Genomic DNA, 14,428 nt, shown 5'->3' on the forward strand with positions numbered 1-14,428 from the left:
CCCAGCTTGGGATCTGCTCTTCATTGGGGGGCAACATCGTTTATTCTGTCGACCCTGGAGAGCAACGCAATGAACTCTCTGCGGCCCTGCATAGATTACCTCGCCTTCGCCTTCAAAACGTCAATACCTGAACAGTAGGGCATGGCCCTTGCCGTTCCTACGCGAATGATGGGGTGGTCGTTGGGTCTGCTTTCTGTCAGGCTGTCTCATAACACTCAGAATTCCCTCTGTGCGAGAAGCTAAAACGGCAGAGTCGGAGAAGTCGTGCAGATGTTAGTGTCCCTGCCCTTTCTAATGGTAAAGTTGAGTTGCAATGATTAATCCCCGGCACGAACCATCACATCGAGGTTGCATCTGAGTTTAAAGTCAAAGGGCATCCACGCGGAGTTAAGCAACATGAAAAGGCGAAAAGCGTTCGATACAGACATCGTTGGTCAAAATGTTTTATCTTCGAAAATGCAGCCCTTTTCAAACAGCAGGACTGGAGCCCTCGCTAAACTCTGGGAAGGACTTGTTGGTCGAGCTCCCGAAGGTACGGTACCGTTGCGGGTTCGGGTTGCGCTCGAGGAGGAGCAGCGAAAAGGCGAAATCCTTGTTGGCTGGGTGCAGGCGGTTATCCTGGCGACTTGGGCGGTACTTTATGCGGTTTCACCCAAAGCATTTTCCAGTGAAGTCAGTTTCCAGCCGGTCCCATGGACGCTGACTGTCTATGCTTGTTTCTTGGGAGTGCGCATTTGGCTTGCGCACATTCGCAGGCTCTCGAACTGGTTGCTTTCGGCTTCGATCGTTGCGGATATGGCTGCGTTGATGGTACTGATCTGGAGCTTCCACCTACAATATGGTCAGCCGCCAGCCTTCTATCTGAAGGCGCCGACACTTCTCTATGTATTTATATTCATCTCGCTGAGAACGCTTCGCTTCGAGGCGAAATGGATCCTGATTGCCGGTTCCGCAGGCGCATTGGGCTGGTTGATACTTCTGGCAATCGCCATCAATGCCGAAGACAGCATAACGAGGAACTACATTGCATATATGACCTCGTCATCCGTGTTGCTCGGCGCGGAACTAGACAAAGTTATATCGATAACCATTGTATCGCTTGTGCTCGCCGTCGCTGTTCAACGAGCGAGAAGGCTCATGGAGCGGGCTGCGATCGATCATGTCGCGGCTTCGGATCTCTCCCGTTTCGTGGCTTCCGGCGTCGCAAAAACAATCAGCACCGCAAACAACGCAATCCAGCCCGGTCAGGCCGAGATGCGGTTGGCAGCTGCACTGTTCATCGACATGAGGGGGTTCACGGCCCTGGCGCGCGCGCTTCCGCCTGCGGATCTGATGTTGTTGCTGGGCGAATACCAAAGACGCCTCGTGCCAATCGTACAGCGGCATGGTGGTCAGATCGACAAGTTCTTAGGCGACGGCATTTTCGCGACCTTTGGGACGGTGTTGTCGTCTACTACCTTCGCGATCGACGCGCTCAATACCGCCGACGAAGTCGTCAAGGAACTCATCGCTTGGACCGATGAACGTCGTGAGAGGGGACTTTTCGTCGTGGATGTCAGTCTTGCTGTCGCGAGTGGGGAAGTTCTTTTCGGAGTGGTCGGCGACGACACTCGCATGGAATACACAATCATCGGCGATCCCGTTAATATCGCTGCGAAGTTAGAGAAACACACGCGTGTAGAGGCCGTTACAGCCGTGACCGATATGTCGACTTATGAACTTGCCCTTCAGCAAGGTTACAGGTCAACCGTCAAGCCCGACATACGATTGGCAAGACAGGTAGGCGGCGTTGCGCATCCTATCGATCTGGTTGTCCTTGCAAGGTAAGCGATTTTCGTTGCTCCGGGCGGGCCATCATCTTGTCGTGAGATACTAAAACTAACGAGGGAGGATTTGCGTGGTTACAAAACCTTTACTTAGACGTTCGCCGCCATAGCCTCGTTATGCTTGGCCAACGCCTGCTGGGCTGCGGCGGCTATGTTGCTAGTGCCCTCGCCCCCTGCAACCTGAACTGTCGGGAATGCCGGCTTAATGTTGTTGTCATGAAACGCCTGGTTGATCCGCATCAGCGCGCGGCGCTTCAGCGTGAACTGTTCGCCAGGAATTGTGGTGAATTTCATGCGGAGGATCAGCCCTGAATCACCCATGCTGTCGATGCCCTGCATCTTGAGTGGTTCGATGGTGATCGGTGCAAGTTCAGGATCAGCGAGCAGTTCCTGCCCGATTTTTTTGATAATTTTGCGCGCTTTGTCGACGTCGGTGTCGTAGCCGACCGTGACCGTCAGTTTCTCGACCACCCAGTCGCGACTAAGATTTTGAACGGCGCCAAGTTCGCTGAACGGCACGATATAAATGGCACCGCGATGGTGGCGGAGCTTCACGGATCTCAGGCTGAAGGATTCGACGGTGCCTTTGTATGAGCCGCTCGAAATATATTCACCCACCCGGAAGGCATCATCAAGCAGATAGAACATGCCGCTGATAATGTCTTTAACGACCGTCTGCGCACCAAAACCGATGGCGACGCCGACCACGCCTGCGCCAGCGATGAGCGGCGCGATCTCAACACCCAAAGCAGATAGAGCCATCATGATCGCGACCGCCACGAACAAAATCATCAGCACATTCTTGAGAATGGGCAGAAGCGTCCTGATGCGGGCCCGCCGTCGTTCCCGTTCGCTGCCATGCGCATGCGCGAGTTCAGTTTCGCCAAGCTTCCGGTCGATCAGCACTTTCACGATATTCCAGACCAGGTCGATCACCAGCAAAATGATGCCCGCGCTGAGGGCGCCGCGCATCAATCGCCGAGCTGCGGAATCCTGCTCGGTAATTCCTGTTAGATTGATCTCGAGCACGTCAGCCAGGAAAAGGATCGCCCCAACGATCAGCGTCGCGCGTATGCCGCGTTCAACCATGACGGAGATGACGCCCGGCTTGCTTTGGACCACGACGACGGCTTCGGTATCGGGATTGGCGATGACAGTTCCCTCCGGCAGAGTCTGTGAGCCGGCCGAGACGTCAGTTGCTGCAGGCAGGGCGATGCCGGTTTGAATATCGACATTGATAGGTGAAACTGGGTCGGTACCCGTTTCGACAATATTGTTTCTAAGAAGATTGTCGACGGAGGCCCGTGTCAGAGCGATTGCTCCGGGAAGTGCTGCCGCGACAACGGCAATCCAGAACGGCTTCATCATTCCGACAACCCAGAGAAGCCAAAGCGAAACGAAGTAGACCGACCAAAGCCAGTTGCGTGCACGCATGCCAATACGGCCAAAGCGGGTCGTCTCACCAATCGGTGGCATGGCTTCCGGCCGGTTCCAGATCGCTTCGATACCGAGAATGAGAAGCACGATCCCAAGCGCATAAGCCGCCACGTGCCGGGACGGGCCAGCAACGCCGAGCGCATGGAGAAGGTAAACGGTGATCGAACCGAAAGCGTACCAGCCGACAATGTAGCTAAGTCGTTTCGTCCAATGGGCGGCCGACTGGTCCGCAACCGGGACGACACGGAAGCGCTCCGCATTGGCAAAGCCGCCTGATCCGGGCGGTGCAAGGAGAAAATCGAAAGATGCCCTTGCTAGCCGGAAAATTACCACCGCGAAAAGGTAGCCGATGATGATCTCGCGGATCAGCGGCGGCCATTCGAGCGCCAGGAAGAAGCCAATGCTGCCGAGCGCGAAGGCCATTATGGAACAGATTGCCCAAAGCAGTCTAACGGAAATCGCGATAAGCTTTTCACGCACGGTCAAGACCCGCAAGGAAGCAATCCAGGCGCGCCAACCCGCGCTCAGCCACCAGAAGCACCATTGTGCAGTCAAACCGGCAGCCACGAATGCGAGTACGAACAATATTGGACGTGCACGGATGCTGGTATCGATCTCGTTTTGCAGGATAGCGGCGGCCTTGCTCGTCTCTGCCGGGAACGCCTGCAAACCTACGATAAGTTGTCCGACGTGGGCGCGAAAGGTTGTCGCGAAACCCGCATAGGAGACCGGCTTTTCCACGACACCTGCGGGCGTCGTGGTTTCCGCTGACGACTTTGCGTTCAAAAGCCATGAGCGAACTTGCGGGTCTTCCACCAATTCCAGGAAGCGCTGTACCTTTTCTTGCTGGCCGGGATCAGTCGCCGTGGTCTGCGCCGCGGCCGGTGATGAATACACATGAAGTCCAAGCGCCAGCACGAGCCCACAAAGAACTATACGAATGGCGACAGATAGCCGGATCGAAAGTGACATCTTCATTGTTTCCTGCAGTTTACAGACGAGACAGCCCGGCATTTTGGCAGTGTTTGGGAAGGGGATATGCCCGCAGGACCCAACGCGCCGAGCTGGCTTGAGAAATTGTCCCGTGTATTCGCATCGACGATCGCCACCGGAGCTGCGAGCAACAGGCCGGCGGCGTTTCCAGCGGCCGCCGCAGTGCCGGTTGTCGCCGCGAGTATCGTATCGCCAAGCCCGATGCGGTTGTCGGTGAGCGTCTGGCCGTCCGAGATGCGCGCGCCGATTAGCCGCACGATCTCCGGGGATTCGGCAAATTTTCCATGGTTGAGCCTGTCGCCCGCTTTAACCTTGGTCAGATCGATGACCTGGATGTCGACATCCGCTAGTTCCTGCTTGTAGGGTTCTTGTTCGGGATCGATAGAGCCGAGACGGGCGACATCGCCCCAAACGCGGCGCGACGCGGCCAGCGCCCTATCATCGCGCGAGACAAAAAGCGTGAACTGCGGATGCGGCGTGCCCATATCGACGATCTGCGAGCGGAAAACATCGACGTCGACATCGGGCGCTGCCAGCATCACGTTCTTGAATTTGGCCGGTAGCCTGCCATTGCGGATCGCCATTTGTCGGAGCGCTTCGAGCGTCAGCCAGTTGCCCATTGAATGAGCAAGGATCGAAACTTCCTTTACCTCCGCGTCGTTGGCCAGATACTGGAACAGGTTTTCCAGTGCATTGCGGGTGTAATTGGTGCTCTCGCGGTCATAGCCATAGGCAAGCAGATTGCCGCGCGAGGGCCATGTCACGAGGATTGGGGCGCTGCGGACGCCTGAGTCCTGCACGATCTGGGCAAAGCGATAGACACTGTCCTCAAACCGCGTGTTGAAACCGTGGATGAAAACGAGCGCGCTGCCATCGGGCGTCTTTCTCACAGAGGTGTTCAGCCAGGCTTTGGCCGACTCTATGTCGATCATGTCAGCCTTGAGGGTCGCAAAGTCCGTGGCCGGGTCTGGCGGCAGTTTCTTGGGCCAGGACACTTCGCCGACCTTGCGTGCGCCATCCGGAGGCACCGAGACCGTGATGTCGGCGAAATTCGGGGCTCGCGCTCGCTCGCCCGTGAACATCTCGCCGCGAATGTCCGACGGGCTTCGTGTCGTCGCGATCAACATCTCGACCCTGTGCGATTGCGGTTCAGTGTCCGCAACCGGTGTCAAAACACCCTTGGGATGTCCGCCGCAGCCGGAAACCAACAGCCCAAAACCAAAGAGGATCGTGCAGAGGCGTGCTCGGTTGAAAGTTTTGGCCCATCGCTGGTGCGCTTTTTGATCGTTCATCAGCGCTGTCCTGCCGCCGTGGTTTCACAATGAAGGTGGCTATTGGAGGCGTGAGATTCAGCCGGGCGTATGGGTACATTACCAGCCCGCCCTGATCCATTGTCGTTAAGGGCAAGCCGTGCGAACACGACGCTGCTGTTCACTAGGAACAATCCGGACTTCATGGCTTTTCCATCGCTTCATTCCCGAGAGTTCCACCCTATGCAGGTGGCACCGGGGAATGGGAGTATATTACTGTAGCCTACGGGCTCGATGGCTTACGGAGGCTCGGAGGCATACGCAAATGCACGCTCATCGTCCCCGATTGTCATTCCGGCTTTGCGCAGCCCTTCGACGAGCCGATTGAGGTCCGCATCGCGCATATTTCGCGACGTCATCTCTGAAACGAAGTTCGGCAGAAAATCCGGTCTCATGGTTTTGAACACTGCTGCTGCGCGACCCGCCTCCACCGTCATCCCCGCTTCAGCGTAGATGATCGCGGCAACGCCATGAAACAGCGGAAACTTCTGCATGTCTGACCGTTTGATCTGCAACACCGCATTCACCGTGTCGCCCAGCATGTAGGATGCCAGCCCCCGCATTCCGCGGTAGAAGCCGCCGCCGCGGGGATTGAGAGCGATCGCCTGGTCCAAGAGTTCGGCGCCACGCTGCCATTGTCCGGCGATGGCGATCCTGGTTCCAAACTCGCCCAACACCTCGGTGTCATTGGGGTTCATGGCGATTGCATGCTCCCCGACATGAGTGGCTTCCGCCAGTTGTCTGTCGAAGAACAGGGCCATCATCAGCGCTTGCTGTGCGCGCGTGTTGTCGGGTTCCACCTGTATTGCCTGGCGCGCCGCCTGAAGTGCCCGCTCGATCGGTGGCGGCCCTTCGGTCGTTGGGTTGAATTTGTACCGCTCCTCGTCGAGGTAAATCATCGAAAGCATTGCGCGAGCGGTTGAGTAGGCGGGAGAGCGCTCGACGGCCTGTTCCAGACAATTGCGCACCGCCCCATGCCGTTCAACACTGAGATGAATGCGGTATTCGTAGAAATCCAGCGCGCATTTATATGTGCCAAGATCGTCCGGCGGTGGGCGCCCGACTTCTGCCTGGGCAATGATGCCATAGGGTTGCGCAACCGATGCCGCTACCCTGTTCGCCACATCCGTCTGGATGGTGAACAGGTCACCCGAGCGAAGGTCGTGGTCATAGCTCTGGGACCAGAGGATAGCACCGTCCCTGGTGTCCAAAAGCCGGACGCTTGCGCGCAATCTGTCGCCCGCAACTCGGACGCCGCCCGCCAGAAGGTACTGCGCGGCAAAACGTTCGCGCACTTCTGCGACATCGATCTGAGGCAGCAGGGATCTCGACGTTTCTATCTCGAAAACCTTGATCTCCTTGAAGCGCGGCAACGTCGTCAGCAATTGTTCGGTGAGGCCGATCGCATAAGAATGGGATTGCGGGCCGTCGCCAAGGTTTACGAACGGCGCGACAAGCACCGTTGGCTTATCCGGTTGGAGCCTGGCTGTCGGAGAGGTCCCGGTCACAGCGTCATAGGGCAAGGTCCAATAAGCGGTAAAACCGAAAAAGACAGCTAATCCGGCAAAGAGCCCCAACGTTCTTGCCGTCCCCGACCACCAGGACGCTCGCGCCAGCGATCTGATTTCGGAAATATCGGGTTTGTCGATCACTTCCCGATGGATTGACCCGGGACAATTCCAAGTAAAAACCGGGATATAACCGCCTTTCGGGATATCGATGCGGATGGAATCGGTCTGGCCGGCGACGAGATAGTACCGTTCGAGCGCACGCCTCAGCCGTCCCGCTTCGATCCGAACCACCGGATCATCCTGACTAAAATTTTCCCCACGTCGAAAAATCTCAAGCGCGATAGAGTAGCCTTTAAGACGGTTTGCGCGTCCGCAAATGGTTTCTTCAACGATATATGTTAGGAAGGCCGCGCCACGACCGACGGTCGGAAACTCTGGGCTCGTGACAATACGCTCAAGCTGCGCGCGAATATCGTCCGCATTGGGCGGCCGGCGTGTTCCTATGGTATTCGTATCCTGCACAGCCAGCCCTCCCCCGAGAGTCACCAGACTGCCAGCCGTATGTTACGGTATTATACTCCACAAGAGACCCGCTTTACCTGAGACTGCTCCTGAAAGCGCACGTGGCAGTGGTGTACGTTTGTATTCTTTGAACAGAAAGAAATCAAGAAAGATGGATGAGGACGCCCTTGCCGCCTGCTGCCGATTTCCGACCCGCGCGGGGGCGATTGTCGAGCTTTCGGTCCGAGATGAAGAGTTTCGCGATCTCTGCGCAGACTTTGCTACGGCCGAGGCCGAGTTGCACAGGTGGCGTGGCTCAAACCACGTTCTGCGCGATCAGAGGGTCTCGGAATATGCTGTTCTCGTCGAGGCGCTTGCCGGCGAAATCGTATCGATGCTGGAGAACGCATCCGTCGTCCCCTTTCCGCGGCGATGATCCAATCTGGGGGACACGTATGTTACCGTTGCCTACATTGCGCCGGATTGTTCGCCAGTTGACAAAAGCTATGAGCCGATCGGCCGAGCCGGCCGAAGTCTCCACCTATAGCCGCGCCCGGTGAGGTCGGTTCAACGAACAGGAGTGATCATGTCTGTTAACACCGAGACCAACATTGAGCCGGCAGCAGCCACCTGGCGCTTTAAATTGGGCATTGCGCTTGTTTGCCTCGCCATCGGCATGTGGCTTTGCGTGCCGCTTGCGGCTTGGGCCGGCGTTCCAAATACGCGGATTGCTGCAATCACCGGCATCATCTTCATCGTCAATAAAGTCCTTCTGCTTCTCGTGATCGCCGTAATGGGGAAATCCGGATTCCAGCAACTCAAGGGGAAAATCTTTGGTGTCTTTAAGCTGGCACCCGATACCAGTGTTAGCAGTGGCCGCTATAAACTCGGCCTTGTCATGTTCTGCCTGCCGTTGCTCACAAGCTGGCTTGAACCATATATCGATGCCGTTGCTCCGGGCCTGCGCCCCAACATATGGCAGTTTCAGCTTTTGGGCGATGTGATGTTTCTGGCAAGCTTCTTCGTTTTGGGCGGCAACTTCTGGGAAAAGATACGGTCCCTGTTCATCCGCACCAGCCGCGTCGTGTATACGCCGACGGCAGAGTGAAGGAGTGTAGTTGTGGCTACCGATGAAACGCTGACGCCGCCGCCGCACCAGGAGACCGCCCCAAGTGCCAATCCGCTGCGCAGGGTCGCGCTTATTGTCGTCCTGCTGGCGCTGATATTTTTCGTCCTTTCCGTCTTCATGGAACGGCGGACGCCTTCGTCGTCGCAGGCCCAGGTTCAGGCCTATGTCGTCGGCATCGCTCCGGAAGTGACGGGGCGGGTCGTTGAAGTAAATGTGACTGACAACGCGTCGGTCAAGCCGGATCAGGTTCTCTTTCGCATCGACCCGGCCCGCTACCAGATCGCGGTTACGGAAGCTGAAGCAGCGCTCGCCCGTGTCGGCCAGTCGATAGGGGCATCAACGGCACAGGTCGATGCGGTTCAGGCGAGGCTTGTTCAAGCGCAAGCCAGCCGCGACAATGCCGCTGAACAGCTGGGCCGCGCGACCGAACTGACCAGCCGTGGCGTCTACGCAAAGACAAAGCTGGACGAGGCACAATTGGCATTCGATCAGGCGCAAGCGGCCGTCACGGCGGCCGAAGCCGACCTTATCAGCGCGCAGGCCGATCTTGGCCCGGCTGGAAACGACAATCCAGAACTCAAGCAGGCACTTGCCGCCCTAGAACGCGCGCAGCTCGATCTGCTGCGAACGACGGCGCGCGCGCCTTCGACAGGCGTCGTTACCAACCTGCAACTTTCCATCGGCAAGGTGGTCAGTGCCGGGCAATCCGCCATGACCTTCATCGATGTCGGAACGGTCTGGATCGCTGCTGCTTTCAAGGAGAACAGTCTCGAAAAGGTCGCGGTGGGCAATCGTGCCGAGGTCCTATTTGATGCGCTTCCGGGGCAGATTTTTCGAGCGAAGGTCGAGAGCGTCGGCCTCGGCGTCTCGCATGGAAGTACGGATCCGAACACCGGCCTTCCGACCATTCGAAACAACAGTGGCTGGGTGCAGGAAGCGCAGCGTTTTCCGGTGCGGCTCGTCATGGATGACGGAAGACCGAAGGGCGTCCGTTACGGTTCGCAGGCGACAGTGGTGATCTACACCGGAGACCACCCGGTGACCAACGCTTGGGGATCGCTCTGGATACGGATCATGTCGGTGCTGACCTATGTCAATTGACAGCGCCGGGGCGGCGCAAAGGCGCAAAGGACTGCGGGTCGCACTCGCGGTTTCCCTTGGCTTCACCGCCTCGGTGGCTTCGGGAGCGCTCGTCCCGTTTCTCGGGCCGCTGTTTGCCGCGCAGTTTCTTTTATCGAGCGCAGTGCCGATGCCGCTCGCCAAGACCTTTGGCATGGCAGTCCTCATCTTCGTGGTCGGCACGGTCATGTCTATCCTGACCTCGTGGTTCGGCGATCACCCGGCAAGCTTTCTGCTTCTGCTCGGCCTGCTCTATTTCTCCTGCTTTGTCGCCCAGTCGAGCGGCAAAGGCGGCGCTGCGATCTCTCTCGTTCTCATCGTCTCCGTCCTTGTGCCGCTTCTCGGCGTGCTCAACAAGGAATTGGCCGCCTCCATCCTGTCGATCCTGCTTCTCGGCGTGATCAGCGGTGCGGTGTTGATGTGGCTTGCCCACGCGGTCTTTCCGGAGCCCGCCATCGTCGATGCGTCGAAGCAGGAGGCTGTCATCCGCCCTACCGACTACGGCCGGGCGCTGGCGAATAGTTTGATCCTGCTCTCGGTCATGGCGATCTGTCTGACCAGCGATAACCTGACATCTGCGGCTGTCATTCCGATAACGGTGATAACGCTCCTGACGCAGCTCGATGCTGCAGCCACCGGACGGGCAGCATTTGGTCTCGCCATCGTGAACCTGTTCGGCGGAATTATTGCCTCTGTCGCTTACGAGGTGCTCAATCTTCGGCCCAATCTGCTCTCCCTGTTTCTCATTACGCTTGTCGTCTGCCTCTTCATTGGCGGGCGGGCGGCGGCACGGTCGCCGGATGCAAGGGTCTATGCAGGTGCGCTCACGATATTCCTGATCCTGTTCGGCCTTGGCGTTTCACCATTGCCTGGGAGCGCTGCGGAATCGTTTTCGACGCGGATTCTCTATGTGGGTGCTGCAATCCTCTACACGCTTTTAGCAACCGCACTGCTCTGGCGACAGCGTGCCGTCAACGTCGCAGTGGCCTGACAGCCAGACAGGAGGATCCATGCGTTGGAGAACAAGTGGCTTTGCCTATGCACTACTTCTTGCCGGACAGACCCTCGCTGCTTCGGCATTGTTCTGGATCGTATTCCCGGTTTTTCACGAGATTGTCACGAATCTTGGTGAGCGACAGGAGATGCCCCCGTCGCAACAGCTTGCAGTCCTTGGCAGTGCGGCGTTTCTGCACCTGTGCTACTGGATACGGTTGCAATGGGTTCCGATCGTTGCGCCGTTCCATAGCGTCTTCCTTGGACATGTTTGCGCGTTCGCGAGCCGTATCAGTTTCATCTTCGGCGGGGCACTCTTTTCGATCCTCTTTTTTCGCCACCTACCCTCCCTGCATGTCATGCCGCCTCTGTCACGGACCGCTTTTTCTACTGTCGAAGTGATCGCCATTCTGTTTGGTCTCTATTGCTATTCGCGTGAACTCGATCGTCTGGCGACGGCGATTGAGGAGCCACGCGTATAAATAGCTGTTCCTTTGCTGATGCCGTTCGGCCCACTCCGTCTCCTCACTAATCGTGCTTGTATATCGGCGGCGATAGCTCAGGTTTGGCTCGACAAGCATCCAGCGCCTTCAGGCAATTCCAACTCGCGACCCACTTCAGCGGTGGCTGGAACTTGTTGCAAGTCATTGACCACACCAGATGCGGCGTCTCTGCACCATCGATTGAGCGGTTGTAGCTATCAGATCTTTGCCTGCTGCTGGTGCTGTGCGTACGTCAGGGAGTCCCGGACGAGCTCATATGAGGCGCTGGTCCCTCGTGCACTGACTCATACAGACGGTACATGCAGTTCGTCGAGCTTTGTGAAAATGTCGTTGGCGGATTTTGTCCAGACGAAGGGTCTGGGTTCGGCATTCTGGCGCTTGATATGATCGCGGATTGTTTTTTGCAGATCAGGCACGGATTTGAACACGCCCCTTCGCAGTGCTCTTCTGGTGAGAGCTGAAAAGAAGTTCTCAACCGCATTGAGCCATGATGCGGATGTTGGGGTGAAATGAAAAGTCCATCGGGGATGGTCGGCCAGCCATTCGAGCACCTTGGGATGCTTGTGGGTGGCGTAATTGTCGAGAATGGCATGGATGACCTTGCCTGCGGGCACGGCTTTTTCCACCGCATTGAGAAAGCGGATGAATTCCTGGTGGCGATGGCGGGACATACATCGCCCCAGCACGGTTCCATCGAGGACATTGAGGGCGGCGAACAGGGTGGTGGTACCATTGCGCTTGTAATCATGGGTCATGGTGGCGTATTTGCCGGGTTTGAGCGGCAGTCCTGGCTGTGTGGCAGCCAGATGGGCGCCACTGGTGACACCGGCTTGGCGCAGGATAGAGGCGGCCAGCAGCCGGCCAAGCCAGGGGGCATGCTGCAGGACGGAGAGTTCGTTCCAGGCATCGAGGGCGACGATCGCCTGCAGCACCGCCGGCAAGTGTTGCGCCTGTCGCAACACGGCGCGCCATTCGTCGAGCCGAGCATCCTCGTCCCAGTCGAGATCGTAGATCATTGGATCTTTTTCCGCGCCCCGACCACCTGTGGTGCGGTCGGCGCGCGTGGCGTTTTCGATGGCGGCGTTCGATCGGGCCAGCACCGCATCGATGGCCGCGTAGTCGACGCCGGGGAGATTTTCGATGCCGTCAGCGTCATGGCCCCCCTTCTGGATCGGGCGCCACCGCGAGCCGGATGGCATCGGCCGGCTTCCCCTCGCCAGCGTCGGCATATGTGATCTCCGCCGTCTTTCGCAGCGTCCTAAGCCCGTCGGCGGTCAACGCCCAGCCGGGCGGCTGGGCGGCGATGCGCCGGCGGGTGCGCAGCACATCTAGGGCAATTGTCAGCTCATGGGTGGGTGTGCGAATATCACGGGTGGCGTCATGGAGGACGAGGTCTTCCAGGTGGACGAGTTCGCCGTCGATCCAGAGCGAGGCGCAGACGTCGGTGAATTGGGATCGTTCGATCCAGCCTGCGCCAACTGGTGAACGGGCGATACGCTCGTCCAAACGCGCAAGGACGATACCGGCGTCAAAAGCCGGCCTAATCAAGTTGGATATAGGCAGTTTTCCAAAATCATAAGCCATTGAAATCATGGTAAATGATTTCTTACAGGAACTCTATCAGAAAGTTAGTGTTCTACACATAGTATGATTGCCGGTTGGCGTAGTGACCTCCGATAAGTACCCCTTATCTGAGGTGATTGATTGCCGCAAATCAGTAATGTTGGCCATCCCAATTCAACGGATTTCCCACATTTCCGGAGATTTCGGGCCCGGGTCATCCTGACTAGGCGGATTCAACTCGCGCGTCGCGCACTGCCCCCTTCCCTACAGACGCAGTCGCCGGAGCTTCCGAAGCGAATTTCGGACGCATTCTCCGTTGGCGAGCCGATCAGCGAACGTCATGCCTTGAGAGGCCTTATTTTCCAGCATTTCTGCCTCAGAACGCCGCTGGCGCGCTTTCCAGTTGCTGGATAACCATACACCAGTGAAGGGTCATAAATCGCGTTCTACGGACTCGCATCTGCCCTGTAAAACACGCTTGCAAAGGACCGTTTATCGACGCATTCCTTATCTGAACAACGATACCGGAATCGGGCCGAAAATCCATGGCAAAATCGTCGAAACGTGTAGCCCCTCCCCTGCCCCGGCGCTTGATCGGTTATGCGCGTGTTTCCACAGAGGAGCAGATCCATGATGCGCAGGTCGATGAGCTCCGCGCGGGCGGCTGCGATCGCATTTATCAGGAGCATGGATCTGGTGCCTCCCGTGCCAGACCAGTTCTCACCAAGGTGCTGAAGGAACTCGCCGCCGGCGACGTCCTTGTCGTCGTTCGGCTCGACAGACTGGCACGATCAGTCAGCCATCTGCTCGATGTCATCGAGGACCTCGAACAACGCGGCGTCCATTTCCGATCACTTCGTGATCCCATCGACACATCGACACCGCAGGGGATGTTCTCGTTGCAGGTCCTCGGCGCTGTTGCCCAGCTCGAGCGTGCCTTGACTGCCGAGCGGACGAAATCGGGGATGAAGGCCGCGAAGGCGCGGGGACGGATGGCCGGCAACCCTGGCCTGCGCGAGCGTCGCCCGGAAGCGATACGGGCTGCGGCCGCAGCAAAGAACCAGACATATCTTGAAGGGCTGATCACCTCGGCACAGACGTGGCTTCCGACGGTAAAGCAGCTTCGCCCACAGCACAGCTGGGACAACGTGGTGCGGGTCCTCAACCGCAAGGGCCATGACTGGACCGTCGAGAGGCTGCGCCGCGCTGTCCATCGTATGGTCCATGAAAAACTCGCGGACGCCGACCTGCTGGCCCGCTCCCCGCGTCGGCCGCCAGAAGATCATCTGATGAAACTGGTGGCGGCAATCGCCATCGCGGATCCGACCCTGTCGCTACGCGACATTGCTGGCCAGCTCGACCAGATGGGGGAGCGCCCTGTCCGTGGAGGCCGGAAATGGCAACCCTCTTCCGTCAAAGCCCTTATGGACGAGGCTTTTCGATTTGGGCTCCTGCGAACCTGAGCAAATCGCTTGCTAACCGCGATAGTGCCTCGGAGCGGTCACGTTATCCCAAGGTGGCGAGTTCGTGCCGAAGTTGATCC

Annotated in this window: 11 protein-coding genes and 2 pseudogenes; 7 read left to right on the forward strand and 6 right to left on the reverse strand. The window is 57.8% G+C overall.

Features of this window, described 5'->3' with window-relative positions:
- The first annotated feature begins 396 nt into the window (after nt 1-396).
- A complete protein-coding gene (locus tag AX760_RS11490) occupies nt 397-1,827 on the forward strand; it encodes an adenylate/guanylate cyclase domain-containing protein (protein WP_210187378.1) in 1,431 nt (476 codons plus the stop codon).
- Nucleotides 1,828-1,916: 89 nt separating this feature from the next.
- Here AX760_RS11490 and AX760_RS26280 read toward each other — a convergent pair whose 3' ends face one another.
- From AX760_RS26280 to AX760_RS11505, 3 genes are all read right to left on the reverse strand, one after another.
- The gene (locus AX760_RS26280; RefSeq protein ID WP_425348842.1) at nt 1,917-4,241 is read right to left on the reverse strand and encodes a mechanosensitive ion channel family protein; all 2,325 of its coding nucleotides are present in this window, start codon (nt 4,239-4,241) and stop codon (nt 1,917-1,919) included.
- Nucleotides 4,238-5,548, reverse strand: a complete 1,311-nt coding sequence (locus tag AX760_RS11500) for an alpha/beta hydrolase (RefSeq protein ID WP_071833021.1) — start codon at nt 5,546-5,548, stop codon at nt 4,238-4,240. Before AX760_RS11500 ends, AX760_RS26280 begins: the two co-directional genes overlap by 4 nt.
- A gap of 257 nt (nt 5,549-5,805) precedes the next feature.
- Nucleotides 5,806-7,599 (reverse strand): FlgO family outer membrane protein, encoded by a 1,794-nt coding sequence (locus AX760_RS11505; RefSeq protein WP_245294995.1) that lies wholly within the window; start codon nt 7,597-7,599, stop codon nt 5,806-5,808.
- A 151-nt stretch (nt 7,600-7,750) separates the two neighbouring features.
- Here AX760_RS11505 and AX760_RS11510 point away from each other — a divergent pair, with 151 nt between their 5' ends.
- From AX760_RS11510 to AX760_RS11530, 5 genes are all read left to right on the forward strand, one after another.
- Nucleotides 7,751-8,014 (forward strand): hypothetical protein, encoded by a 264-nt coding sequence (locus AX760_RS11510; protein ID WP_071833022.1) that lies wholly within the window; start codon nt 7,751-7,753, stop codon nt 8,012-8,014.
- A 150-nt stretch (nt 8,015-8,164) separates the two neighbouring features.
- A complete protein-coding gene (locus AX760_RS11515) occupies nt 8,165-8,686 on the forward strand; it encodes a transporter suffix domain-containing protein (RefSeq protein WP_071833023.1) in 522 nt (173 codons plus the stop codon).
- A gap of 12 nt (nt 8,687-8,698) precedes the next feature.
- Nucleotides 8,699-9,808: an HlyD family secretion protein gene (locus tag AX760_RS11520; protein WP_245294996.1), complete on the forward strand. Its 1,110-nt coding sequence runs from the start codon at nt 8,699-8,701 to the stop codon at nt 9,806-9,808.
- Entirely contained in the window at nt 9,798-10,817 is a 1,020-nt protein-coding gene (locus AX760_RS11525) for a DUF2955 domain-containing protein (protein ID WP_071833024.1), read from the forward strand. The genes AX760_RS11520 and AX760_RS11525 overlap by 11 nt, the downstream gene beginning before the upstream one ends.
- 19 nt (nt 10,818-10,836) lie before the next feature.
- A complete protein-coding gene (locus AX760_RS11530; RefSeq protein WP_071833026.1) occupies nt 10,837-11,301 on the forward strand; it encodes a hypothetical protein in 465 nt (154 codons plus the stop codon).
- Between the two features lie 305 nt (nt 11,302-11,606).
- On the opposite strand, the pseudogene AX760_RS26735 reads toward AX760_RS11530, so the two are convergent.
- From AX760_RS26735 to AX760_RS27685, 3 genes and pseudogenes are all read right to left on the reverse strand, one after another.
- Nucleotides 11,607-12,128, reverse strand: a pseudogene (locus AX760_RS26735) (IS630 family transposase); the annotation flags it as partial.
- Nucleotides 12,117-12,551 (reverse strand): annotated as a pseudogene (locus AX760_RS28060) (DUF1612 domain-containing protein); the annotation flags it as partial. The pseudogenes AX760_RS28060 and AX760_RS26735, both read right to left, overlap by 12 nt.
- Nucleotides 12,475-12,915 (reverse strand): hypothetical protein, encoded by a 441-nt coding sequence (locus AX760_RS27685; RefSeq protein WP_245294997.1) that lies wholly within the window; start codon nt 12,913-12,915, stop codon nt 12,475-12,477. The gene AX760_RS27685 and the pseudogene AX760_RS28060, both read right to left, overlap by 77 nt.
- A gap of 515 nt (nt 12,916-13,430) precedes the next feature.
- Between AX760_RS27685 and AX760_RS11540 the strand changes: the two genes are divergently transcribed.
- Nucleotides 13,431-14,348: a recombinase family protein gene (locus AX760_RS11540; RefSeq protein ID WP_071833028.1), complete on the forward strand. Its 918-nt coding sequence runs from the start codon at nt 13,431-13,433 to the stop codon at nt 14,346-14,348.
- Nucleotides 14,349-14,428: the final 80 nt, after the last annotated feature.

This window comes from Pararhizobium antarcticum (assembly GCF_001885585.1).
GTDB lineage: Bacteria > Pseudomonadota > Alphaproteobacteria > Rhizobiales > Rhizobiaceae > Pararhizobium > Pararhizobium antarcticum.